General features: G+C 62.2%; 22 protein-coding genes. 20 read left to right on the top strand and 2 right to left on the bottom strand.

Features of this window, described 5'->3' with window-relative positions; all coding sequences use genetic code 11:
- The first annotated feature begins 191 nt into the window (after positions 1-191).
- The 12 genes from R8L07_00685 (at position 192) to R8L07_00630 (ending at position 15,233) form a co-directional block, all read left to right on the top strand.
- The gene (locus R8L07_00685) at positions 192-1,445 is read left to right on the top strand and encodes a transporter substrate-binding domain-containing protein (protein ID MDW3204028.1); all 1,254 of its coding nucleotides are present in this window, start codon (positions 192-194) and stop codon (positions 1,443-1,445) included.
- Between the two features lie 70 nt (positions 1,446-1,515).
- Complete coding sequence (urtB, locus tag R8L07_00680) at positions 1,516-2,385, top strand: urea ABC transporter permease subunit UrtB (GenBank protein ID MDW3204027.1); 870 nt, start codon at positions 1,516-1,518, stop codon at positions 2,383-2,385.
- A 14-nt stretch (positions 2,386-2,399) separates the two neighbouring features.
- On the top strand, positions 2,400-3,551 hold the full coding sequence (gene urtC, locus R8L07_00675; protein ID MDW3204026.1) for an urea ABC transporter permease subunit UrtC: 1,152 nt from the start codon (positions 2,400-2,402) through the stop codon (positions 3,549-3,551).
- Positions 3,548-4,300, top strand: coding sequence for an urea ABC transporter ATP-binding protein UrtD (gene urtD, locus R8L07_00670; GenBank protein MDW3204025.1), 753 nt, complete (start codon positions 3,548-3,550; stop codon positions 4,298-4,300). Before urtC ends, urtD begins: the two co-directional genes overlap by 4 nt.
- Entirely contained in the window at positions 4,293-4,991 is a 699-nt protein-coding gene (gene urtE, locus R8L07_00665) for an urea ABC transporter ATP-binding subunit UrtE (GenBank protein MDW3204024.1), read from the top strand. Before urtD ends, urtE begins: the two co-directional genes overlap by 8 nt.
- 60 nt (positions 4,992-5,051) lie before the next feature.
- Positions 5,052-6,092: an aliphatic amidase gene (locus R8L07_00660; protein ID MDW3204023.1), complete on the top strand. Its 1,041-nt coding sequence runs from the start codon at positions 5,052-5,054 to the stop codon at positions 6,090-6,092.
- A gap of 67 nt (positions 6,093-6,159) precedes the next feature.
- The gene (locus tag R8L07_00655; GenBank protein ID MDW3204022.1) at positions 6,160-6,960 is read left to right on the top strand and encodes a CbbQ/NirQ/NorQ/GpvN family protein; all 801 of its coding nucleotides are present in this window, start codon (positions 6,160-6,162) and stop codon (positions 6,958-6,960) included.
- 6 nt (positions 6,961-6,966) lie between these two features.
- Positions 6,967-9,234, top strand: coding sequence for a VWA domain-containing protein (locus R8L07_00650; GenBank protein ID MDW3204021.1), 2,268 nt, complete (start codon positions 6,967-6,969; stop codon positions 9,232-9,234).
- Positions 9,235-9,712: 478 nt separating this feature from the next.
- Positions 9,713-11,326, top strand: coding sequence for an ABC transporter substrate-binding protein (locus R8L07_00645; GenBank protein ID MDW3204020.1), 1,614 nt, complete (start codon positions 9,713-9,715; stop codon positions 11,324-11,326).
- A gap of 209 nt (positions 11,327-11,535) precedes the next feature.
- Positions 11,536-12,492, top strand: a complete 957-nt coding sequence (locus tag R8L07_00640) for an ABC transporter permease (protein ID MDW3204019.1) — start codon at positions 11,536-11,538, stop codon at positions 12,490-12,492.
- 10 nt (positions 12,493-12,502) lie between these two features.
- Positions 12,503-13,576 carry an ABC transporter permease gene (locus tag R8L07_00635; protein MDW3204018.1) on the top strand — a complete coding sequence of 358 codons (1,074 nt, stop codon included), beginning with the start codon at positions 12,503-12,505 and terminating at the stop codon, positions 13,574-13,576.
- Position 13,577: 1 nt separating this feature from the next.
- Positions 13,578-15,233, top strand: coding sequence for an ABC transporter ATP-binding protein (locus R8L07_00630; GenBank protein ID MDW3204017.1), 1,656 nt, complete (start codon positions 13,578-13,580; stop codon positions 15,231-15,233).
- 58 nt (positions 15,234-15,291) lie between these two features.
- On the opposite strand, the gene R8L07_00625 is transcribed toward R8L07_00630, so the two are convergent.
- Both R8L07_00625 and R8L07_00620 read right to left on the bottom strand, forming a co-directional pair.
- Positions 15,292-16,119: a class I SAM-dependent methyltransferase gene (locus R8L07_00625; protein MDW3204016.1), complete on the bottom strand. Its 828-nt coding sequence runs from the start codon at positions 16,117-16,119 to the stop codon at positions 15,292-15,294.
- Positions 16,120-16,146: 27 nt separating this feature from the next.
- Complete coding sequence (locus R8L07_00620; protein MDW3204015.1) at positions 16,147-17,112, bottom strand: LysR family transcriptional regulator; 966 nt, start codon at positions 17,110-17,112, stop codon at positions 16,147-16,149.
- A 131-nt stretch (positions 17,113-17,243) separates the two neighbouring features.
- On the opposite strand from R8L07_00620, the gene R8L07_00615 reads away from it, so the two are divergent.
- The 8 genes from R8L07_00615 (at position 17,244) to R8L07_00580 (ending at position 25,813) form a co-directional block, all read left to right on the top strand.
- Positions 17,244-18,119: an ABC transporter permease gene (locus tag R8L07_00615; protein ID MDW3204014.1), complete on the top strand. Its 876-nt coding sequence runs from the start codon at positions 17,244-17,246 to the stop codon at positions 18,117-18,119.
- A 13-nt stretch (positions 18,120-18,132) separates the two neighbouring features.
- On the top strand, positions 18,133-18,924 hold the full coding sequence (locus R8L07_00610; GenBank protein MDW3204013.1) for an ABC transporter permease: 792 nt from the start codon (positions 18,133-18,135) through the stop codon (positions 18,922-18,924).
- A gap of 112 nt (positions 18,925-19,036) precedes the next feature.
- Positions 19,037-20,191 carry an extracellular solute-binding protein gene (locus tag R8L07_00605; GenBank protein ID MDW3204012.1) on the top strand — a complete coding sequence of 385 codons (1,155 nt, stop codon included), beginning with the start codon at positions 19,037-19,039 and terminating at the stop codon, positions 20,189-20,191.
- Between the two features lie 69 nt (positions 20,192-20,260).
- A complete protein-coding gene (locus R8L07_00600; protein MDW3204011.1) occupies positions 20,261-21,352 on the top strand; it encodes an ABC transporter ATP-binding protein in 1,092 nt (363 codons plus the stop codon).
- 12 nt (positions 21,353-21,364) lie between these two features.
- Entirely contained in the window at positions 21,365-22,726 is a 1,362-nt protein-coding gene (locus tag R8L07_00595) for an aspartate aminotransferase family protein (protein ID MDW3204010.1), read from the top strand.
- Positions 22,726-23,655, top strand: a complete 930-nt coding sequence (locus R8L07_00590) for a 3-keto-5-aminohexanoate cleavage protein (protein ID MDW3204009.1) — start codon at positions 22,726-22,728, stop codon at positions 23,653-23,655. The genes R8L07_00595 and R8L07_00590 overlap by 1 nt, the downstream gene beginning before the upstream one ends.
- Before the next feature lie 32 nt (positions 23,656-23,687).
- A complete protein-coding gene (locus R8L07_00585; GenBank protein MDW3204008.1) occupies positions 23,688-24,710 on the top strand; it encodes a histone deacetylase family protein in 1,023 nt (340 codons plus the stop codon).
- On the top strand, positions 24,707-25,813 hold the full coding sequence (locus R8L07_00580) for an FAD-dependent oxidoreductase (GenBank protein ID MDW3204007.1): 1,107 nt from the start codon (positions 24,707-24,709) through the stop codon (positions 25,811-25,813). Before R8L07_00585 ends, R8L07_00580 begins: the two co-directional genes overlap by 4 nt.
- The last annotated feature ends 13 nt before the right edge of the window (positions 25,814-25,826 follow it).

The raw sequence follows: 25,826 nt of genomic DNA, 5'->3' as shown, positions 1-25,826 counted from the left end.
GCCCCACGACGATTTCGCGATGCGCGAGTCCGTGGGGTTTTTTGTTGCTTCCCTCCGGACCCAATTTTGGGAATCGATTTTTGGCGGCCGCGCGGCCGTCCATAACACAGTGTTGGCAATGGTGCCCCGAGAACGACCGCATCCCGCGGATCGGCTCGGGGCTTTTTGTGTTTCGGACAGGGAGAAAGAGCATGAAGAGAAGAGACTTTCTGATCGGCGCCGCGGCAACGGGCGCCTTTACCGCAGCCCCGCATATCTGGCGCAAGGATACGTCCCTGGCGCGCGCTTCGAATGGCGAAATCAAGGTCGGGGTTCTGTTTTCGCTGACCGGTACGACCGGCATCATCGAAGAATCGCTGAACAAGGCGACCCTGCTGGCGATCGAAGAGATCAACGATGCCGGCGGCATCAACGGCATGAAGATCGTGCCGGTGGTCGAAGACCCGGCCTCCGACCCCGCGACCTTCGCGGTCAAGGCGCGCAAGCTGGTCGTCGGCGACAAATGCGTTTCGGTCTTCGGTTCCTATACCTCGGCCAGCCGTAAGGCGGTCCTGCCGGTCTTCGAGAAGCGGGACAATCTCTATTGGTATCCGACGCTCTATGAAGGCCGCGAGTGCTCAAAGAACGTCATCTACACCGGCGCCGTGCCGAACCAGCAGCAGGATGAGTTCATTCCCTGGCTGGTCGAGAAGTTCGGCAAGAAATTCTACCTGATCGGATCGAACTACATCTATCCGAAGGAAGAGAACAATTACTGCAAGAAGCTGCTGGAAGAACTCGGCGCGGAAGTCGTGAACGAGGAATATGTCCCGCTGGGCCATTCCGAGTTCAGTTCGGTCATCAACAAGATCCAGAGCACCCAGCCGAACGTCATCTTCTCCACGGTCGTGGGCGATTCCGTCGTCGCGCTGCACCGCCAGTACCGGGCGGCCGGCCTCGATCCGGACAAGATGCCGATGGCCAGCCTGACGACGTCGGAGAACGAGGTCGCGGCCATGGGCGGCGACGCGGCGGCCGGTCACTTCACCTCCGCGCCGTATTTCATGGTCCACCAATCGCCTGAGAACGAACGCTTCGTGGAGGCCTACAAATCCCGCTGGGGCGGCGACAAGGTCACCCACTTCGTGTCGGAACCGTCCTACTTCCAGATCTACCTGTTCAAGCAGGCGGTCGAGCAACTGGCGGCGAGCGATATCGATCCGACCACGATCCGTGAGGCGGTGAAAGGGCAGGAACTGACGGCTCCGCAAGGCCGGGTCCGGCTGGAATCCGAAAATCTGCACACCTGGCTGTGGCCGAAGATCGCGATGGCGAAATCGGACGGCCAGTTCGAAGTGCTGCGCGATTCCAAGGAATGGCTGAAGCCGGAGCCCTACGCCGCCTATCCCAGCCAGCACTGCACCGCGGACGGCCTCGTACAGAGCAGACCGGCGGACAGTCGCTGAACCCCGTGCGGTGGCGTCCCGTGTCCTTCGGGACCGGGACGCGCCGCACCCGGACAGAACGGGACATCAGATGGAATTCTTTCTTCAACAAATCATGACCGGGCTCAGCATCGGGTCGATCCTGCTGCTGATCGCGCTCGGTCTCGCGATCATCTACGGGTCGATGGGCGTCATCAACATGGCGCATGGCGAATTCGTGATGCTGGGTGCCTATGGTGCCTGGGCGATGAACGCCTTCTTCGGTGTCGGCCTTCTGCCAAGCCTCATCGTCGTCTTTCTGGGCGTGGGCGCCCTGGGCTGGCTGGTGGAACGCGGGGTGATCCGCTTCCTCTATACACGAACGCTGGACACGATCCTGGCGACCTGGGGTCTCGGCGTCATGCTGCAGCAGGCCATCCGCCTCTCGGCCGGTGGAGAACTGCGCTACGTCGAAATGCCCTCACTCCTGACCGGCACCGTCGGCATACTGGGGGTCGATGTGCCCGGCTATCGCGTGTTCATCTTCGTCTTTGTCGCCGCGCTGTTCGCGGTGACCTGGTATCTGATGTTCCGGACGACTTTCGGCACCAAACTGCGTGCCGTGGTTCAGGACCGCAGCGTCGCCTCCTGTTTCGGGATCGACGCCGACAAGGTCTACAGCCTGACTTTCGCCTACGGGGCCGGTCTCGCCGGCCTGGCGGGCGCGCTGGTCGCACCGTTGAAGAGCGTCTCGCCTGAAATGGGGACGACCTATGTCGTCGACGCGTTTTTCGTCGTCGTCCTGGGCGGGGTGCAGAGCCTGTTCGGCACGGTCGCCAGTGCCCTGATGCTGGGCGAGCTGACCGGCGGTCTGGCCTATCTGTGGAACGACACGATCGCGAAGGCGCTGGTGCTGCTGGCGATCATCGTGCTGATCCGTTTCCGGCCCCAGGGCCTGTTCGTCTCCCGTATCCGGTCGTGAGAGGAGGCGCCAATATGTCTAACGCATTCACACAGTTCCTCGGCAACCGGACGGCGGTCCAGATCACGGTCTACGCCATTGTCTGCATCGCGATCTTCCTGTTCCCGCTGGTCCTGGACAACGACTTCCTGCTGAACCGCTACGCGCGATACCTCGTGCTCGGCATGGCGGCCATGGCGCTCAGCCTGTCCTGGGGCTATGCCGGGATCCTCAATCTGGGTCAGGCGCTCAGCTTCGGCGTCGGGTCTTATTGCATGGCCATGGCGCTGAAACTGCGCACGGTCCCGGTCCATACCGGGGAAGGCGGCCTGCCAGACTTCATGGTCTGGAACAATGTCGAAACCCTGCCATGGTTCTGGCAGCCCTTCCATTCGATGTCCTTCGCCTTGGCCGCAGGGGTCCTGATCCCCGTTTTCCTGGCCGTCGTCTTGGGCTGGTTCATGTTCCGGGGACGGGTGACCGGGGTCTATGTCGCGATCATCACGCTGGCCACCCTGGTGGTCGGCAATCTGCTGATCATCGACCAGCAGCGCTTCACCGGCGGCTTCAACGGAATTACCGATCTGGCACAGTTGGAACTGCTGGGCATCGAATTCGATGCCTATAGTAAGTCGACCTATTACCTGGTTGCGGTGTGCATGACGGTCTGCCTGTTCCTGGCGCTGGCCGTTACCAAGAGCAAGGCCGGGCTGATCCTCCAGGCGGTGCGCGACCACGAGGACCGGGTGCGGTTCTTCGGTTACGACGTTGCCTGGTACAAGGTGCTGGCATTCTCGGTCTCCGCCGGGATCGCCGGTGTGGCGGGCATGCTCTACACCGTGGTGATGGAGTTCGCGTCGCCGACCTTTCTCGGCGTGCCGCTCAGCCTTTCCATCGTCATCTGGTGCGCGGTCGGCGGCCGGCAGAGCCTGCTGGGCGCATTGCTGGGCGCGATCCTTGTCGCCGGCATGGAAGGCACCCTGTCGGAATCCGAAACCTTCCTGGACACCTGGACCCTGATCATGGGCGCGGCCTTCGTACTGGTCGTCCTGTTCCTGCCGAACGGGCTGGCGGGGCTGTTCGAAATGCTGCGTCGACGACTCGCGGCGCCTTCCGAAAGACAACAGACGGAGACCGTTTCCGATGTCTCCGTCCTTACCGAGAAGGGGGCGGCTGAACGGTCATGAGCACGCATCTGGAACTTTCAAACCTCGCGGTCAGTTTCAACGGCTTCCGGGCCGTGGACGGCCTCAACCTGACGGTGGCCAAAGGCGAATTGCGCTGCCTGATCGGGCCCAACGGGGCGGGCAAGACCACGGCTCTGGACCTGATCTGCGGCAAGACCAAGCCGACATCCGGATCGATCCGGTATCGCGGCAAGGAATTGGCACAGTTGGAGGAACATCTGATTGCCCGGTCCGGAGTCGGTCGGAAATTTCAGGTGCCCAGCGTCTTCAAGCAATTGACGGTGCGGGAGAACCTGGAGGTCGCGTACTGCAAACGCACCGGCGTCTTTGCCAATCTGGTCAGGATCGGTCGAGCCCCGGAGCGGGATGGGCTGGAGAAGCTGGCCGATTTCGTCGGCCTGGTCGATTTCCTGGATCAGCCGGCGTCGTACCTGTCTCACGGACAGACACAGTGGCTGGAGATCGCCCTCCTGCTGGCACAGGACAGCGAACTCATCCTGCTGGACGAGCCGACGGCGGGCATGACTTCCCAGGAAACCCAAAAGACCGCGGATATCTGCAACCGCCTGAAGGGGCGGCACACGATCATCGTGGTCGAACATGACATGGGCTTCGTGAAGGAGATCGGTGACGTGATCTCGGTCATGCATCAGGGAACCATGCTGGCCGAAGGCCGCGCCGACGAGATCAGCGACAACCAGAAGGTACGTGAAGTGTATCTGGGAAAAGTGGGGATCGGCCATGCTTGAGATCAACGGCCTGGACGGCTTTTACGGAAACTCCCACGTCCTGCAGCAGGTCAGCGTCAATGTCCCGGACGGCGGATTTGTCAGTGTCCTGGGGCGCAACGGGGTCGGCAAGACGACCCTGATGCGCGCCGTGCTCGGGCTGCTCGATCGCACGGTCGGGTCGATCCGGCTGGACGGCGAGGAGATGACGGGCCTTGCCACCCACATGCGGGCGCGGGCCGGGATCGGTTATGTCCCGCAGGGGCGGGGGATACTGCCGCGCTTCTCCGTCATGGAGAATCTCAGGGTCGGCGGTTTCGCTCGCAGTCCGGGGGACCGGCAGGATCTGGAAGACATCGTCTTCGATCTGTTTCCGGCATTGAAGGAGCATATCGGCCGGGCGGGCGGGAACCTGTCCGGCGGGCAGCAGCAGCAACTCGCTATTGCGCGGGCCCTGCTGACCGATCCGAAGATCATCCTTCTCGACGAACCCGCCGAGGGGATCCAGCCGAACATTGTCGAACAGATCGAGGAATCGATCGTCGCCCTGAACCGCAAGCACGGGATCGCGATCGTGCTGGTGGAACAGGACGTCGAATTCGCGCGCCGCGCCAGCAACACCTTCGTGATCATGGAGAAGGGATGCGCCGTGGCGTCGGGAGCCATCGCCGAACTTACGGACGACCTCGTCCAGCGGCACATGGCGGTCTAGGGGCGGATACAGGCGCAGCCGGACCGGACCGAGTACCAAACATCAAGAACGGAGGACGCAATGCTTCACGGTGATATTTCCAGCAGCCGCGATACGGTCGGGGTCGCTGTCGTCAACTACAAGATGCCCCGCCTGCACACTAAGGCGGAGGTACTGGAAAACGCCCGCAACATAGCGAGCATGATCGAGGGCATGAAGGTCGGCCTGCCGGGGATGGATCTGGTGATCTTCCCCGAATACAGCACCCACGGCATCATGTACGACCAGAAGGAAATGTATGAAACGGCGTCGACCTGCCCGGGCGAGGAGACGGAAATCTTCGCTGCGGCCTGCCGCAAGGCAAAGGTCTGGGGTGTGTTTTCGCTTACCGGTGAACGGCATGAGGAGCATCCGAACAAGGCGCCCTACAACACGCTGATTCTGATGAACGACAAGGGTGAGATCGTCCAGAAGTACCGCAAGATCATGCCCTGGGTTCCGATTGAGGGCTGGTATCCCGGCAATTGCACCTATGTGTCGGAGGGTCCCAAGGGCCTGAAGATCAGCCTGATCATCTGTGACGATGGCAACTATCCGGAAATCTGGCGCGACTGCGCGATGAAGGGCGCCGAACTGATCGTCCGTTGCCAGGGCTACATGTATCCGGCCAAGGATCAGCAGGTGATCATGTCCAAGGCCATGGCCTGGGCAAACAACTGCTATGTTGCGGTGGCCAATGCCGCCGGCTTCGACGGTGTCTATTCCTATTTCGGCCATTCGGCGATCATCGGATTCGACGGCCGGACGCTGGGCGAATGCGGCGAAGAGGATATGGGCATCCAGTACGCGCAACTGTCGACGTCCCTCATCCGCGATGCCCGCAAGAACATGCAGTCGCAGAACCACCTCTACAAGCTGGTCCACCGCGGCTACACGGGCATGATCGGGTCCGGCGAGAGCGACAAGGGCGTGGCCGCCTGTCCGTATGACTTCTACAGCAAGTGGGTCACGGATCCGGAGGGTACCCGCGAAATGGTCGAGGCGATGACGCGCTCCACGGCAGGAACGGAGGAATGCCCGATGGACGGCATTCCGAACGAATCCACCGTGAAGCATCGCTGAACCCGAACGGACGGGGCGTGAACTCCCTCCGCCCCGTCCGGTCCCCTCCCTAGGAAGAGTGTTTCCCATGCCACTGGATGCGTATCTGATCGACGGGACGCCGTATTACAGGCCCGTCGCCAACGAGATCGACCTGTTTGCGGCGGCGTATGATGCGCGCATGCCGGTCATGCTCAAGGGCCCGACGGGCTGCGGCAAGACCCGGTTCGTGGAACACATGGCGGCCCGCCTGAAAAAGCCGCTGATCACGGTCGCATGCCATGAGGACATGACGGCGTCGGATCTGGTCGGACGGTTCCTGCTGGATGCCGACGGCACGGTTTGGCATGACGGACCGCTGACCCTGGCGGTGCGTCATGGCGGCATCTGCTACCTGGATGAAATCGTCGAGGCGCGGCAGGACACGACCGTGGTGATCCACCCCCTGACGGACGAACGCCGCCTGCTGCCGCTCGAAAAGAAGAATGAACTGGTTCCGGCCCATCCGGATTTTCAGCTCGTGATATCCTATAACCCCGGCTACCAGAGCGTGGTGAAGGATCTCAAGGAATCGACGAAGCAGCGGTTCGCGGCCCTGGACTTCACCTATCCCGAACCGACCACCGAGGCCGAAATCGTCACCAGGGAAGCCGATGTCGATGCCGAAACAGCCGGTGTCCTGGTCGCAATCGCCGAAAGATCGCGCAATCTGAAGGGGCACGGCCTTTCGGAAGGTGCGTCGACGCGCACCTTGATCCAGGCGGGCAGGCTGATCCGGCGCGGCGTTCCGCTGCCGGAAGCGTGCCGCGCTACCATGATCCTGCCGATCACCGACGATCCCGACCTCCGCGGCGCACTGACCGAAACCGTCGCCGCCTGCATCGGATAGACGGCCATGGATCCAATCGGCGATCGGGGCCGCCGTCGGGACAGGCGGCTCGCGGCCTTTGACAGGATCAGCGGCCCGACCTGGACCGCCGTCTATCGCCAATTCGCCGGCCGGGATCTGGAGCGCTGGACGGAACAGTTCGACCGGTTGTGCAGCGTTTCCGGTCCATCGCTCGCATCCGGTTATGTCCATGCCTCGCTGGTCTGTGCGCGCCATGTTTCCGCCGCGGCGGCCTTTGATCTGGGCGAGCGCGCAATCGCGCTCTGCACATCCGATGGAACGGATCTTGCCCGTCTGCTTCTGGTGCAGTCGACGAAGGCTGTGCCCAAGCTGCCGCAGAGGATCGCATTCGACATCTGGCTTGGGGCGCTGGATGCGGTGATCGCGGAAGATCCACAACTGTTGAGGCCCGTTCTGGACAGGATCGAAAGCCTGCTTGCGGCTGTCGATGTCGCTGGCTTTGCGGCCTGGGTCTCCGCCGGCCTCGCTTCGTCACGGGACCGGCAACGCTATTTCGCCATGTCGGTTCCCCATGCCAGGCGGGTTCTGGATCAGGAGGCCGGATCGGGCGGGCTCGACGCCGCAATGCGCGCCATCAAGTCCTTCACGGTGGCGCTCTGGCAGATCGATCCGACCATTCGCCCGGTGTCCGCCCCCCTGGATATGCATAGTGTTCGCCGACCTGTCTTTGACGGTTCGATGTTCCGGCTGCCGGATGGGATCGGCGGTTACACGAAGGACGAGGAACGACTGCTTTACTTTGCGGCCGTAGCGCATATGGGCGCGCACCTGACCTTTTCCGGCACCCGATTTTCGGTCGGAAGTCTGAAACCGATGCAGATCGCGCTGGTGTCGTTGATCGAAGACGCCCGGGTGGAAACCCTGGCAGGGCGCCGCTATCCGGGGCTGATCCGGCTGTGGCGGCGGTTCCATGAGGCCCGACCGGAGGGACCGAACATCGCGGACGGCCTGATGTCCCGCCTCGCGCGGGCCCTGATCGACCCGGAGTTCGACGATCCAAGTCCATGGGTACGAAAGGGGGTGTCCTTGTTCCAGCAGCGCCTGCCGGACATAGAGGACCCAAGGATGTCGCGCGAAATCGGCAATCTGCTGGGGAACGACCTTGGTCAGATGCGTGTTCAGTTCAATGCCAAGACCTATGCCGTTCAACCGCCTTACCGGGACGATGGAACAGGATTGTGGGACTTCGGCGACCCACCGCCGAATGCCGAGGAACAGGAACAGGAGGTCCTGCTTGCCGCCCGCGTCACACAGCAGGAGGCGGCTGACGGCAGGCAGGACAGGGATGCCTCGCCGGAGGATGACAGGGCCGAAACGTCCCCTGTCCGCCCCGCCGAGCCGGATCCGGATGTCGGTATCCCCGTGGCGCGATATCCTGAATGGGACCGTCGGGCGGAACGGCTGCGGCCGGATTGGGTTACGGTTCAGGAATACGGCTTTCGGCCCGCATCCGCCGGCGTGATCGAAAGCTTGTTGTCCCGATACCACGACACACGGGCCCGGATCGCCGCCTTGGTCGACCGTGTCCGGGTCAGTCGTCCGGTCAGGCTGCGGCGCCAACCGGACGGGGACCGCCTGGATCTCGATGCCTGTATTCGCGCGGTCATCGACCGGCGCGCCGGTGCCGAGCCCGACCGCCGGGTCTATGAGGTGACGGCGCGACTGCACCGCGACATGTCGGTACTGCTGCTGCTCGATATCTCCGAGTCGACAAAGGATACTGTCGCCGGGACCGCAGAATCCGTTTTTGCCATAGAGCGTGCGGCGACTGCACTGCTGGCCGACGCGATGTCGGGGGTGGGGGATCCGTTTGCGCTGCGGGCGTTCTGTTCCGATGGGCGGGATGACGTCCGGTTCTATCGGGTGAAAGACTTCGAGGAAGGCTTCAACGATTCCTGTCGGGCACGCCTCGCGGCGCTTCGCCCTGGATTGTCGACCCGTCTGGGGGCTGCTTTGCGGCACGCGTCCGCTGAAATTGCACGCAAGCCGTCCCATCGTCGCCTGGTTCTGTTGGTGACGGATGGGGAACCGTCGGATGTCGACGCCCCGGACCCGCTGTATCTGGTCGAAGATGCGCGAAAGGCCGTTCAGGAAATGGCCCGGCTGGGGGTGGATGTCTTTTGTGTCGGATTGACCGGCGCCGGCGTCAGTCAACTGACGCGCATCTTCGGATCCCGGAACATGCTTCAGATCGACAAGGTCACGGCGTTACCGGATGCCCTGCCGAAGCTCTACTTCCGGCTGATTTCCTGAGGATTAGTCGGGTTTCTGGCGGCCTGTCCATTGGCCAGTGCTTCAGGCAAAAGCACACATCTTCGACAATAAAACTTCAATGCCTGGATAATAAAACTTCCGTGACCCCATTGGACATTCGATCGGTTTTGTATACGCTTATGCTTGAGCAGGGTGTCGGAAGTCACCGTCGGGACAAGAACTAGGTCAGCGATTCTGTTCTAATCTGACCGCGTCTCGCCCGATCTCGTTGGTTATTTTGGCCATTCTTGGGCCGTATTGCGTCGCTTTTTGACGGAATTCGCGACCAAACGGGATAGCGGCGGATTGCTTTTCGACCTGCATATAGAGATGGCGGGTGGTGTAACCATCAGAATGCCGAACAGAGCGTGACGGGAGAAGATGTACAGGGGGCCGAACTTCGACGACTTCTGGCCTGATCTTCAGTCGCACAACAAGCGCAACAGTCGCTATGAAACGCAAAATCCAAGGGGGTAACATGTCTGGTAACAAGAGCACCGATCTGATCGACCGTATGGCGGAGGAAGCCCGGCGCGGACGACTGTCCCGTCGCGACTTCATGCAGTTCGCCGTCGCGGCTGGGGTCGCGGCCTCCACGGCGTCCGGTCTCTGGACGTCCAAGGTTGCGCAGGCGGCACCGCAGAAGGGCGGAACCTTCCGTCTTGGCACGCATGACGGCAACACCTCGGATTCGCACGATCCGGGAACGTATCTCAGCTTCTCGATGATTCAGCTCGCGCATACCTATCGCAGCTATCTGACCCAGATCAATCCGGACAACAGCCTCGGCGGCGACATCGCCGAATCCTGGTCCGCCACGCCGGATGCCAAGAACTGGACCTTCGAGATCGTCAAGGGCGCGTCCTTCCACAGCGGCAAGCCCGTGACGGCGGACGACGTCATTGCATCCCTGAACCACCACCGTGGCGAAGACAGCACGTCGGCCGCGACGGCGCTCCTCAAGGATGTCGAGGACATCACCAAGGACGGCGATCACACGATTACGATCAAGCTGTCGACAGGCAATGCCGACCTGCCTTGGCTGATGACCGATTACCACCTGGCAATCTGCCCAGATGACGGCACCGGCAAGATCGACTGGCAGTCCGGCGACGGTACCGGTCCGTACAAGATCGTGAATCATGAGTTCGGTGTCGGCACCACGCTGGAGCGCCATGAAGGTTGGCACCTGGAAGGCGCCTATTTTGACGCCGTCGAGATGACTGTTCTGAACGACCCGAACGCCCGTCAGACGGCACTGGTCACCGGTCAGGTCGACGCGATCACCCAGCTGGAGCTGAAGACGCTGGCGTTGCTGCAACGGGACCCGAATATCGAAATCGACAACGTGCCCAGCGCCGCGGCGATCACCATGCCGATGCATTGCGATCAGGCGCCGTTCAACGACGTCAATGTCCGCAATGCCCTCAAGCTGGCGATGAACCGCGAGGAGATCGTCCAGAAGATCGCGTTCGGCACGGCCATTCCGGGCAACGACTTCCACGTCGCGCCCAGCATGCCCTACCACCCGGACGACATTCCGCAGCGGACCTACGATCCGGATCAGGCGAAGTCGCTGTTGAAAAAGGCCGGTGCGGAAGGCCTGACCGTCAACCTGTCGGTGGCGGACAGCGTCTATTCCGGCGCGGTCGACCTCTGCGTCCTCTACGCGGAACATGCGAAGGCGGCCGGTATCAACATCAATGTCGTGCGCGAGCCGAACGACGGTTACTATTCCGACGTCTGGCTGAAGAAGCCGTTCTGCATGGTGCAGTGGGGCGCGCGCCCGACGCCGGATGTGATGTTCAGCCTGGCCTACAAGGATGACGCGGCGTGGAACGAAAGCCGCTGGCAGAATGAGCGGTTCAACGAACTGCTTCGCGCGGCGAAGGCTGAACTGGACCAGCAGAAGCGCGCTGAGCAATATCGCGAAATGTGCCAGCTGGCACGCGATGACGGCGGCACGATCGTTCCGATGTTCACGAACTTCGTCTATGCCCGTCGCAAGAACGTCAAGCACGGCGAGAACCTCGCCGCGAGCTGGCAGGTCGACGGCGCCCGCGGTTGCAGCCGCTGGTGGTTCGAAGGCTAAGTGGTCTGCCCGGTCGGCAGATACGCTTTCGCCGGTCCCGGAACGTCGGCGGACCTGTCGGGCACAAGCCCGGCGGGTCTGTCGCATCCGGCGCCGGTTTTTTGGTTTCCAAACGAATGCCTTGCGAACGGCTGATCTAAAAGAACATCCGGCGTGATGTCGCGTCCGGGGGACAGACCTGAAACAGGCATTCAACAGGGGGGTATGTCATGGGTGATGTACTTGACATTGTCGTCAAGCGCCTGGGGTTGGGGGCGCTTACGCTTCTAGTAATCTCCATCATAATCTTCGGCATGGTGGAATTGCTGCCGGGCGATGTCGCACAGGCCATTCTGGGCCAGGGGGCGACCGCAGAGAACCTTGCCGCATTGCGCGCAAGACTGGGATTGGGAGATCCGGCGTATATCCGGTATTTCGAATGGCTCGGCGGTGCGCTGACGGGCGATTTCGGTCATTCCGCCGTAACCGGCACTCCGGTCGGGGAGGCGATTGGACCGCGCTTCGCGAATACGCTGTTCCTGGCCTGCTACGCCGCGGTCATCGCAGTACCGCTTGCGATCGCCTTGGGGGTCGCCGTCGCGCTGTTGCGCAACTCGATCTTCGACCGGGTCGCAAACGTGGCGACGCTGACGTCGATTTCTTCTCCGGAATTCTTCCTGGGCTACATCCTGATCCTCTATCTGTCGGTCAAGACGGGGTACTTCCCGGCGATTGCGAAGCTCAGCAACGACATGACATTCCTGGATCTGTTGCACCGGACCTTCCTGCCGGCATTGACCATGGTGCTGGTTGTCACGGCGCACATGATGCGCATGACCCGGGCGGCAATCATCAACCTGCTGGCCAGTCCGTATATTGAAATGGCCCGCGTGAAGGGGATGCCGGCCTGGAAAGTCATCGTCAAACACGCCCTGCCCAACGCCTGGGCCCCGATCATCAACGTGATCGCGCTGAACCTCGCCTACCTGATCACCGGGGTGGTGCTGGTTGAGGTCGTGTTCGTCTATCCGGGCATCGGTCAGTTGCTGGTCGACAGTGTGACCAAGCGCGACTTCCCGATTGTCCAGGCGTGCTGTCTGATTTTTGCCGCAACGTTCATCCTGCTGAACCTGGCGGCCGACGTGCTCGCGATTCTGACGAATCCGCGTCTGCGTCACAGGAAGTGAGGGGGGAAGGATGAACTACTTCGTAATCGGATATTATGCACTGTTGATCGGTGCGTCGTGTCTCGCAGCTTTCTACGGCAAGAAAAGCGTCTTCATGCTGCTTTTCTCCCTGACGCTGGCATCCTTCATCGTAGGGATTATCGGCGGGGAGTCCTGGCTCTGGAACATCACGCTTGCCGCCGGGGCGCTCGCGCTTGCCGGCGGGACGGCCTATGCCTTCCGGGAATTTCTGGTGATCATCACGCCGTATGAGACCGCGAAGGAACTGGCCAAGGCACCGCTGACGGCGGCATTCGGCCTGTTCGTGATCATGACCTATACGATCGCGGGCGTCTTTGCCCCGATCATTGCCCCCTTCGGTGAGGCGGAGGTCATCTCACAATCCTTCGCACCGCCCGACGAGACCATGCTGCTGGGGGCGGATCAGCTTGGCCGTGACCTGTTCAGCCGCCTCGTTTACGGCGCGCGGAACACGGTGGGGCTGGCGCTGGCCGCGACATTGCTGGCATTCCTGCTGGGGGCGATCGCCGGCCTGTTGGCGGCGACGAAGGGGGGCTGGTTCGATCAGGCGATGGGCCGCCTGGCTGACGTGATCATGTCCATTCCATCGCTGATCTTCTCGCTGCTGATGCTGTCGATCTTCAGCGCCTATATGAGCACGACCTATCTGTTGATCCTGGTTGTGGCCATCATCTATGCGCCGCGCGTCTTCCGCCTCACCCGGGCGGTTGCGGGCAACATCGTGGTGATGGATTACATAGAGGCCGCACGTCTGCGCGGCGAGGGCATGTGGTACCTGATCCGAAAGGAGATCCTGCCGAACTCAACCGCGCCGCTGATCGCGGAATTCGGCCTGGAGTTCTGCTTTGTCTTCCTGCTGATCGCCGGCCTGTCCTTCCTGGGGCTGGGCATCCAGCCGCCCACGGCGGATTGGGGTTCCATGGTGCGTGAGAACGCGACGCTCATCTCGTTCGGGGAGATCACACCGCTGATCCCGGCTGCGGCGATCGCCCTGCTGACGGTTGCCGTGAACTTCGTCGTCGACTGGATGCTGTACCGGTCGTCCGGCCTGAAGGAGCAATGATATGACTGAGAAGAAGAAAGAGGTCCTGCTGGAGATCAAGGATCTGCGAATCGAAGGGTATTCGGACGACAAGTGGATCGAGATTGTCCACGGCGTCGACCTGACCCTTCATCGCGGTGAAGTCATGGGCCTGATCGGGGAGTCCGGGGCGGGTAAATCCACCATCGGGCTCGCCGCCATGGGGTTTGCCCGGGACGGCTGCCGGATTTCCGGCGGGTCGGTCGAATTCGACGGCATGGAACTGACGACGACGCCGGAACGGGATCGGCGGGCCCTGCGCGGTTCGCGCATCGCCTATGTCGCCCAGTCGGCTGCCGCATCGTTCAACCCGGCGCACCGGCTGATCGACCAGCACACGGAAACGCCGACCCACTACCGCATCATGAAGCGGATGGAGAGCCAGGAAGACGCGATGCAGCTGTATGAGCGGCTGCGTCTTCCCAACCCTCAGGAAATCGGATTCCGGTATCCGCACCAGGTGTCCGGCGGTCAGCTTCAGAGGGCCATGACGGCCATGGCAATGTCCTGCCGTCCCGATCTGATCATCTTCGACGAGCCGACAACCGCGCTCGACGTGACGACGCAGATCGAGGTCCTGCTGGCCATTCGCGATATCGTTGAACAGTTCAACACCGCGGCGATCTACATCACCCACGATCTCGCGGTCGTGGCGCAGATGGCGGATACGATCAAGGTGCTGCTGAAGGGCAACGAGGTCGAGGAATCCGACACGCGTTCGATGCTGGCCAACCCGAAGGAGGACTATACCAAGTCCCTCTGGGCGGTGCGCAGCTTCAAGCGGGAACAGAAAAGCCGCCCGGCGGGTGACGTCGCACCGGTGGTCTCGGTCCAGAATGTCGATGCGGCCTACGGCAAGACGAAGGTCCTGGACGACGTGTCCTTCGACATCCATGCCGGGATGACGGTCGCGGTCGTCGGCGAGTCCGGTTCCGGCAAATCGACGACGGCCCGGTGCATCACCGGTTTGCTGCCACCGACCAAGGGAAAGATCATGTTCAAGGGCGAGGAATTGCCCGCGAGCTACAAGGATCGCAGCAAGGAGCAGCTCCGCCAGGCCCAGATGATCTATCAGATGGCTGACACGGCGTTGAATCCGAAGGTCAGGATCTGCGATATCATCGGTCGTCCGGCACAGTTCTACAGTGGTCTGAAGGGCGGTGAGTTGAAGAGCCGTATCGACTCCCTTCTGGACATGATCGAACTGGAGCCGTCGAAATACTATTACCGATATCCGACGGAACTTTCAGGGGGGCAGAAACAGCGTATCGGCATTGCGCGCGCGCTGGCGGCCAACCCGACCTTCATCATTTGCGACGAGGTCACGAGTGCCCTCGACCAGCTGGTGGCGGAAGGGATCCTGAAGCTGCTGGACCGGCTGCAGAAGGAGTTGAACCTAGCCTACATGTTCATCACCCACGATCTGGCGACGGTTCGATCCATCGCTGACGAAGTTGTCGTGATGAAACAGGGGCAGGTCGTGGAGCAGGGCCCGAAGAACGAAATGTTCACCCCGCCGCATCACCCGTACACGGATCTGCTGCTGTCCTCGGTTCCGGAGATGGATCCGGACTGGTTGACGCGTGTCGTTGACGAACGGGGCGTGGACAATATCGGCGAGAATGCCGACCGGTCCTGAACCCGTTCAGTGTCGAGAATATGCGGCCCCGTGCTATCCGGCGCGGGGCCGTATTCTTTCAGGTCTGATCCGGTTTCCGCCCGATCACGGTCCAGCAGCGGTGCGGCACATCCATTGGATCATGCGGGAACTGCGATGTCAGCACCCCGGCGAGGTCCGCGTCGAACCTCCGGCAGGCATCTTCGTCCAGACTGGCCCGGATACCGGCACTGGCCTGAATGCGCCCTCGCCAGTCTGCGTGGCTGTAGCGGACGCTTTGATCGAAGGAGAATGTCTCCAGCGCCTCAAATCCGGCCAGGGTCATGTCGACGGTCCAGCGCGGGTAGAGGCCGGTTCCGCCGTGCATTGTCCAGGCAGGATTGTACATCCGGATCAGGGCCTCGGTCTCCGCGACGACATTGCCTTCGATCGGAATCCAGTCGAAATGCGCGATGACCAGATATCCACCGGGCTTGATCACGCGAAAGCATTCGGCCGCTGCCCGGGGCCTGTCGAACCAGTGCCAGCACTGACCGGCCGTGACGATGTCTAGCGTTGCGTCCTTGGTGTCCAGGTTTTCGGCGCTGCCAATCGTGTAGGCGATATCGACCCCGGCCTCCGCGTCCAGTGTGCGGGCCTGATCGATCAGATGCGCGGCCGGATCCATGGCGGCGACATGGGCCCCGACCAGGGCGAGACCACGGGCGACCGTTCCGGTGCCTGTGCCGATATCCAGGGCATGGATCCCGGGGCGCAATATCCCGCGATCCGCCAGGGCCTGGAAAAAGGCCGAAGGGAAACCGGCCCGATGCCGCCCATATTCCTTTGCCGTTCTGCCGAAATCGATCGTCCGGCCAAACCGACGGGTTTCATCGATATCGATGTCGCGGTCGTCATCCGGATTCATGGGCGAACTCCTTGAAAGAGGGCCGGACTAGGGAAAATGTCGGGCTGCCTCGGGAAGGGCCGACACGCGCCGGGTCAGGTCCTCAATGAACTGTGTCTCGGCCCGGTTCAGTCGCGAAGCCGGGTTGGTCGCCAGAAAGATATCGATTTCCGGCGGATTCTCATAGGGGGGCAACTGCCACAACAGCCCGTCCCGCACGTCGCGCTCCACGACATGGATCGGCAGCGGCCCGATGCCGACCCCAGCGATGATCAGGCGGCGAACTTCCTCCAGATGCGGGGACATGGCACGAATCGTGTCGTCAAGGCCGATGCTGGCACGCAGCAGGGCCACCGGCCGCAGGGCATCGTGCAACTGGTCGGTGCTGAATGAAACCGAGGGCTCGCCGGTCAGATCCTCCAGGGTGAGGTCCGTGCGCCCGAAAAACCGGTGATCCGGGCCGCAGAAGAAGCCGAAATGCTGCCTGTACAGATGGAAGTAATCCAGCTTGGGGTGTCGTTTGTGGACAAGGCAGACACCGAAGCTGGCTCGTTTTTCCAGCACCCATCCCACTACTTCCGCACTGGTCGCGACGGTTATGTCATAGGTGACCTGGGAATGCCGCGCGCTGAAATCGCGAAGGCTTTCGTCGAAGGGCGGGAAGATCACATGGCTGGCCATGCCGATGGCGATGTGCCCCCGAACGGTCTCTTCGATGTCCCGCACGGCGATGGTCAGGCGGGAAATCGAGCCATAGATCTCGATGGCTTCACGATAGAGCGTTTCGCCGGCGTCGGTGATCCTGAAATGACCCGGGCCCCGATCGATCAGCCGCTTGCCAATCCGATCCTCCAGCCGTTTCAGGGCGTTGCTGACGGTCGGCTGCTTCAGCAACAGGCGGTTGGCGGCAGGCGTGATCCCGCCCTCCTGCACGATTGCAACGAAGGTGCGCAGCAGGTTCCAGTCCAGTTGCCGGGCGAGCCGGTCGCCTTCATCCGTTCCGAGATCACTCATCCCAATCATTCTCTCAAACTATGATCAGGATTTCCATTATCTATTTGAAAAATGAATCGGCTTGCCGAAACCTATCGGCAATCAACAAGCGTTCGCTGGCAAGGACCGGCGACGGACAGGGGACTGGTTCGATGGCTTCGCTCGATCCGATGGACAATGCCTGGCGGCCGTGGCGGCTGCTGGCACCGGCGCTCAGTGCCATCTTTCTGCTGCTGGTCGTGCCGGTCGCGTTCATCGTCGTCTATTCCTTCTGGCTGCGCACGGCGACAGGCGCGGATATCGCCGGCTTCCATCTCGACAACTGGATCGAGGTTCTGACCGACCCGTTCTATCGCGACATCATGGGGTTCACGATCTGGATCGCCTTCGCGACGACCGTGATCTGCGCGATCGCCGGTTACATTCCCGCCTATTTCATCGCGACGACACAGTTCAAGCACAAGGCATTCCTGCTGTTGCTGCTGATGCTGCCGTTCTGGATCAGCTACATCATCCGCACGATGTCCTGGATAAATATTCTGGGTTCCAGCGGGATCGTGAACGCGGCGCTGATCTGGATCGGGCTGACCGACGAGCCGATACAGATGCTCTACAATCAATGGACCGTGATCGTCGGGCTGGTGCATTTCCTGCTGCCCTTCATGATCCTGAACATCTATGTCAGCCTCTACGGCATCGACCGGAACCTCGTCGACGCGGCCCGCTCCCTCGGCTGCACGGGTTGGCAGGCGTTCCGGGAGGTCACCTTGCCGCTTTCGCTGCCCGGGCTGGCCGCCGGTTCGCTGTTGTGCTTCGTGCTCGGCGCCGGCACCTACATCACCCCGCTGGTCCTGGGTGGGCCGACGGATGCGATGTTCGCCAATTTGGTCTTCGACGCGATCATCACCCAGTTGAACTGGCCGCTTGGCTCGGCGCTGTCGCTTGTCCTGCTGATCCTGCTCGGCTGTGTCGTCGCGGTCTACAACCGCTTCGCTGGCATGGGCCAGATCGCCAAGAGCTTCGGATAGGGGGAGAGGCACCATGTTCACCAGCTGGAACCTGATCCGTCTCGGCACCGCGCTGATCTATCTCTTCATGTTCGCGCCTGTCGCCGTCGTTGTCCTGCTGTCGTTCAATGCGAACCAGTTCGGTTCCTTCCCGATGGAGGGGCTCAGCCTGCGCTGGTTCGTGGAGTTGTGGGAGAACCAGGCCATCGTCCGGGCTTTCCAGACCTCGCTGTTGCTGGGCGCGCTGACCGCGGTCATTTCGACGACCCTGGGCGTCCTCGCCTCGCTGGCCATGGTGCGTTACGACTTCCCGGGCAAGACGCTGATCGCCACCGCGCTGATCGCGCCGATCCTGGTGCCGGAAGTCGTGCTGGCAGTCGCGCTGCTGCTGTTCCTGGGCGCCATGGGGGTGCCGAAGAGTTTCCCGCTGCTGCTGGCCGGCCATGTCATTTTCACGCTGCCCTTCGTCATTCTGGTCGTGCAGGCACGGCTGGTCGCGGTGCGGCGCGACTATGAAGAGGCGGCGATGAGCCTCGGGGCCGGGCCGATCGAGACCTTCTTCCAGATCACCTTGCCGCTGATCCTGCCGGCTGTGCTGGCGGGGGGACTGTTTGCCTTCACCATTTCCTTTGACGACATCACCGGAACGCTGTTCTGGAAGCCGGGCGGGGTGGAGACGGTGCCGACGCAGATTTTCGCCATGCTGCGCAATTCAATTTCGCCGGAGATCAACGCCCTGGGGACCGTGATGATCATCGTCACCGTCGCCCTGCCGCTCCTGGGGGCCGCCGCTGCGCGCCGCCTCGGGCGAAAGCAAAGGGGCTAGACTGGCCTACCGAGACACGCCGGTCCGGGGCCCGATCGCGCCCGCCGGCGGCACTGACAGACCGTAACGCGAAACACGCGATCGACATGGAGCAGAGGAGGCTTTGAGCACAATGGATACGACGAAACGTTATGAACGCCTGCTGGAGCGGTACCGCAACGGGGATCTGGAACGCCGCACCTTCCTGGGCCTGCTGGGCGCCGCGGCCGTGACGGCCGGCGTGACTGGCCTGCCGGTATCGAAACTGACACGCCACGCGATGGCCGCGAAGCCGGACCAGGTCCGCTTCGACGGCTGGGGCGGTGTCGTCTCGGAGGCGTTCCGCGAGCATGCCTTCAAGGCCTATACCGCGAAGACCGGCATCGAGGTCGTCGACGGTACCTTCGGCGGTGCCGACGAATACATCTCCCGCGTCAAGGCCAGCCAGCCGGGCGAATTCAATATCGCCCACTTGTCCGGCGTCTTCGACTATGTGCGATATCACAATCTGGAACTGTCGACGGAACTGAACGAAGACAACATTCCCAACCTGAAGAACGTCATCACGGCGCTGCAGGATGTTCTGCGCAATGTTACCGGCGGCACGCTGTCGGCGGTGCCCTACGATTACGGCACGACCAGCTTGGCCTATAACCGCAAGTACATCTCCGATGAGGAGATGAAGGAGAAGGGCGCGAAGCTGCTGATCGATCCGGCATACAAGGGCAAGATCGGCGGTTGGGGTGAATGGAAGACGCGCATCTGGTACGGCGCGCTGCAGACCGATCAGAACCCGAATGCCATCGAAGACATGGATGCCGTCTGGGACGCGATCCGCGAGCACCGCGATCTGGCGCTGAAGTACTGGGCATCCGGCGCCGAACTGATGAGCCTGCTGGCGGAAGAGGAAATCTACGTCACCGAGGGCTGGTCCGGTCGCATCAAGGCGCTGCAGGACGAGGGCCACGATATCGGCTACTACGATCCGCCGGGCGGTCTGGGCTGGCAGGAATGCCTGTTCGTGCTGAAAGGCAGCCCGATGGAAGCTTGCGAAGAGCTTCTGAACTTCATGCTGGAGCCGGACGTCGCGATCGCCGTGGCCGAGGGGCAGAACTACCCGCCGGCGCTCGATCCGACGAAGGTGAAGCTCAGCGACAAGGTCGCCGCGCTGCCGGCCTTCGATCCGACGGGCACACTGTCGGGTCTGAACTTTTTCGATCCGCCGTACTGGAACTCGAACGAAGCCGAATGGTCGAAGACCTTCGGTCGGGTCCAGAAGGGCTACTGATCCGAAACGGGCGGGGGCCGGTGCGCCGGCCCCCATTCCCCGGACGGATACCATTTCTAGGAGGATACCGTGGGCGACGGAACGCAAACGGCGGTGGATCTGCAAGGCGTGGTAAAGCGCTATGGCACATTCACGGCGGTGCACAGGACGGATCTTGAGATACCGGAGGGATCGTTTCTGACCCTTCTGGGCCCGTCGGGCTGCGGCAAGACAACGACCCTGCGGATGATTGCGGGACTGACCTCGATCACCGAGGGCGAGATCCAAATCAAGGGTCGACGGGTCAACGACCTTCCCATTCACAAGCGCAATCTGGGCATCGTGTTTCAGAACTATGCCCTGTTTCCGCACAAGACGGTCTTCGAGAACGTCGCCTTTGGTCTGAAATATCGCGGCGTCGCACGGGACGAGGCGGCCAAGCGGGTCAAGGACGCGCTGGAACTGGTACAATTGCCTCAGATGGCGGACCGTATGCCCAGCCAACTTTCCGGCGGGCAGCAGCAGCGTATCGCGCTGGCCCGCGCTATCGTCGTGCAGCCGGATGTGCTGCTTCTGGACGAGCCGTTGTCGGCGCTGGACGCCAATCTGCGCGAGGATATGCGCATTGAGTTGAAGCGCATTCAGGACACCTTGGGCATCACGACGGTCTTCGTCACCCATGACCAGTCCGAAGCCCTCGCCATGTCCGATCAGATCGTGGTCATGAGCGCCGGCCATGTCGAACAGGTCGGCACGCCGGAAGAGGTCTATAATCGTCCGGCCTCGGAGTTCGTCGCCAGTTTCCTGGGTAATTCCAACATTGTCGCCGCCTCCGTGACCGGCGTCGACGGCGGTGTGGCGAGACTGGATGTCGACGGTCTGGGGCCCATCCTGGCCAGCGTGACGGGGGATCAGACCCTGAGCGCCGGCCAGAAGGTCAAGCTGTCGATCCGCGCCGAGAAACTGGCACTGAGCGATACGGCCGAAGCCGGGGCGGATGCGACGGTTCTGGACGCCCGCGTCACCACGGTGGATTATCAGGGGCAGGTCGCCCGGTACTTCCTGGATGCAGGTGGACGGCAGCTTCAGGCGATCAACCAGATCGACGAGCATCCGCTGAGCGAAGGCAAGCAGGTTTCAGTCCGGATACGGGCGCGCGATTGCGTCGTCCTGCCGGTATAGGTCGAGGACAAGATGAGCGAACCCCTGGCGCGACCGCCGTCGCATCTTTTCTATCAAAGCCGACAGCGCCGGCCGATGCTGGATCGGGGCGAAGGCGTCTATCTCTATGACACGGACGGCAAGGCGTATCTGGATGGGTCCAGCGGAGCCATGGTCGCCAATATCGGTCATTCCAACCCGAATGTCCTGGAGGCCATGCGCCGCCAGATGGAAAAGGCGACCTTCGGCTATCGTCTGCATTTCGAGAACGAGCCGGCAGAGAAGCTGGCCGCCCGTACTGCGCAGTACATGCCCGACGGTCTGGATCGCGTGTTCTTCGTATCCGGCGGGTCGGAAGCGGTGGAAAGCTGTATCAAACTGGCCCGGCAATACACGATTGCCGTCGGCGAGCCGCAGCGCTGGAAAGTGATTTCGCGTTTCCCGTCCTATCATGGCTCGACCCTGGGGGCGCTGTCGCTGACCGGCATGGCCACCATGTCGGCCCCCTTCGCGCCGATGATGCGGGAGATGCCGAAGATTCCGGCGCCGACCTGCTATCTGGATCGGGACAATCTGTCGGACGCGGATCGCGGGGTGCGCTATGCCAACATGCTGCGCGACCGCATCCTGCAGGAAGGGCCGGAAACGGTCCTGGCATTCATTGTCGAACCGATCGGTGGGGCGTCGACCGGGGCGCTGGTGGCGCCCGACAGCTACCTGCCGCGCATTCGCGAAATCTGCGACGAGTTCGGCATTCTGCTGATCTATGACGAGGTCATGACCGGTGCCGGTCGCACCGGGCGTTTCCTGGGGGCTGATCACTGGCCGGATGCGAAGCCGGACATCGTTGCACTGTCCAAAGGGTTCGCCGCGGGCTATGCGCCGCTCGGGGCGATGGTAGCAGATCGGAAGCTGGTCGAGCCGGTCCTGGATTCCGGCGGTTTCATCCATGGCTATACCTATGCCGGCAACCCGCTTGCCTGTGCCGCAGGGCTGGCCGTGCTGGACGAGATTGAGCGTCAGGGGCTCGTGTGCAATGCCGAGATCATGGGCGCCAAGCTGAAAGAGGGCCTGGAAGGCCTGATGCAGCGGTATTCCTTCATCGGCGATGTTCGGGGCAAGGGGCTGCTGCTGGCCTTTGAACTGGTTGCGGACCGCGCCACGATGGCGCCGCTTCCCACCGCACTGAACGCCCATGTTGAATTGGTTGAGGAAGCCTATAAGCGCGGTCTGATCATCTATTCGCGGCGCACCCGTGGCGGCATCGCCGGTGATCATTTCCTGGTCTGCCCGCCGATGATCATGGATGACAGTCACCTCTCGGAAATCCTGTCAAAGCTGGATGACGCCATCACGGCATTTGCGGCAAGGGCCGGACTGGACGGCGGCACGTAATGGCCCGTTCCGTCATCATTACCTGCGCGGTCACCGGCTCGGTCCATACGCCCAGCATGTCGCCGCATTTGCCTGTCACCCCGGATGAAATCGCCCAGCACGCCATCGGCGCAGCGGAGGCCGGCGCGTCGATCCTGCATCTGCACGCCCGCGACCCGCAGGACGGACGACCCAGCCCGGATCCCGAACTGTTCGGCGCCTTCCTGCCGCGCATCAAGCAGGCATGCGACGCGGTGGTGAACATCACCACCGGTGGTGGGGCGACCATGACGGTGGAGGAACGCATGGCGGCCGCACTGACCCATGCGCCCGAGATGTGCTCGCTGAACATGGGGTCGATGAATTTCGGCCTGTACCCCGCCCTGGATCGTATCCAGGAGTTTCGTCATGACTGGGAAGAGCCCTTCCTGGAATCCACCCGTGACTTCATCTTCAAGAACACGTTCCGCGACATCGAAACGGCGCTGGATCGTCTGGGCACCGGAATGGGCGTGCGGTTCGAGTTCGAATGCTACGACGTTGGCCACCTCTATACGCTGAAACATTTCGTGGACCGGGGGCTGGTTCGGGCGCCATTCTTCATCCAGTTCGTGTTGGGCGTACTGGGCGGGATAGGACCTGAACGTGAGAACCTGGTCTTCATGAAGCAGACCGCCGACCGCCTGTTCGGGACGGATTACGAGTTTTCCGTTCTGGGCGCCGGCCGACACCAGATGCCGCTGGCCGCGGTTTCGCTGTCGCTCGGCGGCAATGTTCGGGTCGGGCTGGAGGACAGCCTGTCCATCGGCCCCGGCAAGCTGGCGGAATGGAATGCCGATCAGGTGCGTCAGGTGCGCAAGATTGCCGAAGGCCTGTCCCTGGAGATCGCCACACCGAAAGAGGCCCGCGCGCGCCTCGACCTGAAGGGCGGCGACCGGGTCGCCTTCTGATACATGTCTCAAAAGCGAAAGTTCGTATCGCCATGAAAGTTTACTATCACGACGACCAGACCCTTCATGATCCTCAGATGTTTCTGGTCAGCGGGGCGCCGCAGCCCAGTCCGGAAAAGCCCGCACGGGCGACACGTCTGCTGGAAAGCGCCAGGACGGCGGGGTTGAGCCAGATCGCCCCGGAAGATTACGGGCTGGGCCCGATCGCGCGCGTTCACACACCGGAATACATCGCCTTCCTGTCCGGGATATATGAGCGTTGGCAACGGATCGACGGCGCATCGCCTGAAGTCATCCCGAACATCCACCCCGATCGCCGGGACGGATCCTATCCCGCCTCCGCTGTCGGGCAGGCCGGCTATCACCAGGCGGACACGGCGTGTCCCATCGGACCGAAAAGCTGGCAGTCGATCTATTGGAGCGCAAATTGCGCTGTCGGTGCGGCGCGGGCCGTGAGGGATGGAGAGGGGGCTGCCTATGCCCTGTGCCGTCCGCCCGGGCATCACGCCTTCAAGGACCTGGCAGGCGGTTTCTGCTTTGTGAACAATTCCGCCGTCGCCGCCGCCGAACTGCTGACCCGGATGGAACGGGTCGCGATTCTGGATGTCGACCTGCATCATGGCAACGGAACGCAGGGCATATTCTATGAGCGGGCGGATGTCCTGACCGTTTCGATCCATGCCGATCCGGTCCGGTTCTATCCGTTCTTCTGGGGGCATGCGGATGAACGCGGTGCGGGGCCGGGGCTGAGCTATAACCTGAACCTGCCGATCCCGCGTGGGACCGCGGATGCTGAATACATGCCGGTTCTCGACCAGGCCGTCGCGCGGATAGAAGCTTTCGCGCCGGATGCCATCGTCGTGGCACTGGGCCTGGACGGTTATGAAGGCGACCCGTTCGGCGGATTGAGCATCTCCACAGACGGTTTCGCGAAGATCGGGGCAAAGGTCGCAACGCTGGGCAAACCCACCGTTCTGGTTCAGGAAGGTGGCTATCTGTGCGATGAGTTGGGGTTGAACCTGGAAAGCTTTTTGGACGGATACACCAACGGATGACGGAACGCAGCGATGTCTTGGTAATCGGCGGCGGGATCGCCGGGATCGGCGCGGGGGCGATGATTGCCGCCGACGCGTCGGTGCGGGTCCTGGAGAGTGAGGACGCGATCGGGCGCCATGCCACCGGCCGCTCCGCCGCGATCTTCATCCTGAATTACGGCAATGCGACCCTTCGTGCCCTGAATGCCGCTTCGGAGCCGGTCTTTGAAAATCCGGAAGGTATCACCGACAGCACGGTCCTGACCGAACGCGGGGAAATGCTGGTGGCAACCGAGGACGAATTGCCGGATCTTGAGGCCTATCTGGACGGGGCGGAGGGTATAGAGCGGCTGACCGCCCGGGAGGCGGTGGATCTGTGTCCAATCCTTCGAAAGGAAAGCATCGCCGGCGCCGCCATCGAGCGGGATGCCCGCGATATCGACGTCGACCGACTGTTCCAGGGATACGCCCGCCTTCTGAAGGCGCGGGGCGGCAACGTCCACTGCGACGCCAAAGTGGCAAGGATCGAGCGCGCGGGCGGTGTCTGGCGTGTCGCGACGGCGACCGGTGATTTTGAAGCGCCGATCCTGATCAATGCCGCGGGCGCATGGGCCGATACTGTCGCCGGGCTGGCTGGCGTGACGCCGGTCGGTCTGACGCCGTATCGACGTTCCGCCGCGATTCTACCGCCGCCGGACGGGATGAATATCACCCGTTGGCCGTTGGTCGCCAGCGCGTCGGAACAGTGGTACGCCAAGCCGGAGGCCGGGATGCTGATGGTGTCGCCCGCCGAAGAGGATCCGGTCGAGCCGCACGATGCCTGGGCGGATGAGATGGTATTGGCCGAGGGTCTGTTCCGCTTCGAACAAGCTGTCACGATGGAAGTGACCAGGGTCGTCCGCAACTGGGCGGGCCTGCGGACTTTTGCGCCCGACCGCACCCCGGTTGTCGGATTCGATCCCGAGGCCGAAGGATTTTTCTGGCTCGCGGGGCAGGGGGGATATGGTATCCAGACCGCGCCCGCGCTGTCGCAACTGGCGGCGGATATGTGCAATGGACGAACGCCTTCCCTGGCCGCAGAAACGGTCGCGGCTCTGTCGCCCCGCCGGTTCCGAGCCAACTGACCCAAAATGAGGA

It is taken from the genome of Alphaproteobacteria bacterium (assembly GCA_033344895.1).
GTDB lineage: Bacteria > Pseudomonadota > Alphaproteobacteria > UBA8366 > Aestuariispiraceae > Pacificispira.
The sequence above is the reverse complement of the archived record's forward strand: the minus strand, read 5'-3'. Positions and strand labels throughout refer to the sequence as shown.

Coding starts and splice junctions, on each gene's coding strand:
- R8L07_00635 (MDW3204018.1), top strand. CDS start 12,503: ATGAACTACTTCGTAATCGGATATTATGCACTGTTGATCGGTGCGTCG.
- R8L07_00605 (MDW3204012.1), top strand. CDS start 19,037: ATGGATACGACGAAACGTTATGAACGCCTGCTGGAGCGGTACCGCAAC.
- R8L07_00585 (MDW3204008.1), top strand. CDS start 23,688: ATGAAAGTTTACTATCACGACGACCAGACCCTTCATGATCCTCAGATG.
- R8L07_00625 (MDW3204016.1), bottom strand. CDS start 16,119: ATGAATCCGGATGACGACCGCGACATCGATATCGATGAAACCCGTCGG.
- R8L07_00640 (MDW3204019.1), top strand. CDS start 11,536: ATGGGTGATGTACTTGACATTGTCGTCAAGCGCCTGGGGTTGGGGGCG.
- urtE (MDW3204024.1), top strand. CDS start 4,293: ATGCTTGAGATCAACGGCCTGGACGGCTTTTACGGAAACTCCCACGTC.
- R8L07_00620 (MDW3204015.1), bottom strand. CDS start 17,112: ATGAGTGATCTCGGAACGGATGAAGGCGACCGGCTCGCCCGGCAACTG.
- R8L07_00610 (MDW3204013.1), top strand. CDS start 18,133: ATGTTCACCAGCTGGAACCTGATCCGTCTCGGCACCGCGCTGATCTAT.
- R8L07_00630 (MDW3204017.1), top strand. CDS start 13,578: ATGACTGAGAAGAAGAAAGAGGTCCTGCTGGAGATCAAGGATCTGCGA.
- urtB (MDW3204027.1), top strand. CDS start 1,516: ATGGAATTCTTTCTTCAACAAATCATGACCGGGCTCAGCATCGGGTCG.
- urtD (MDW3204025.1), top strand. CDS start 3,548: ATGAGCACGCATCTGGAACTTTCAAACCTCGCGGTCAGTTTCAACGGC.
- R8L07_00615 (MDW3204014.1), top strand. CDS start 17,244: ATGGCTTCGCTCGATCCGATGGACAATGCCTGGCGGCCGTGGCGGCTG.
- R8L07_00590 (MDW3204009.1), top strand. CDS start 22,726: ATGGCCCGTTCCGTCATCATTACCTGCGCGGTCACCGGCTCGGTCCAT.
- urtC (MDW3204026.1), top strand. CDS start 2,400: ATGTCTAACGCATTCACACAGTTCCTCGGCAACCGGACGGCGGTCCAG.
- R8L07_00595 (MDW3204010.1), top strand. CDS start 21,365: ATGAGCGAACCCCTGGCGCGACCGCCGTCGCATCTTTTCTATCAAAGC.
- R8L07_00685 (MDW3204028.1), top strand. CDS start 192: ATGAAGAGAAGAGACTTTCTGATCGGCGCCGCGGCAACGGGCGCCTTT.
- R8L07_00650 (MDW3204021.1), top strand. CDS start 6,967: ATGGATCCAATCGGCGATCGGGGCCGCCGTCGGGACAGGCGGCTCGCG.
- R8L07_00645 (MDW3204020.1), top strand. CDS start 9,713: ATGTCTGGTAACAAGAGCACCGATCTGATCGACCGTATGGCGGAGGAA.
- R8L07_00655 (MDW3204022.1), top strand. CDS start 6,160: ATGCCACTGGATGCGTATCTGATCGACGGGACGCCGTATTACAGGCCC.
- R8L07_00660 (MDW3204023.1), top strand. CDS start 5,052: ATGCTTCACGGTGATATTTCCAGCAGCCGCGATACGGTCGGGGTCGCT.
- R8L07_00580 (MDW3204007.1), top strand. CDS start 24,707: ATGACGGAACGCAGCGATGTCTTGGTAATCGGCGGCGGGATCGCCGGG.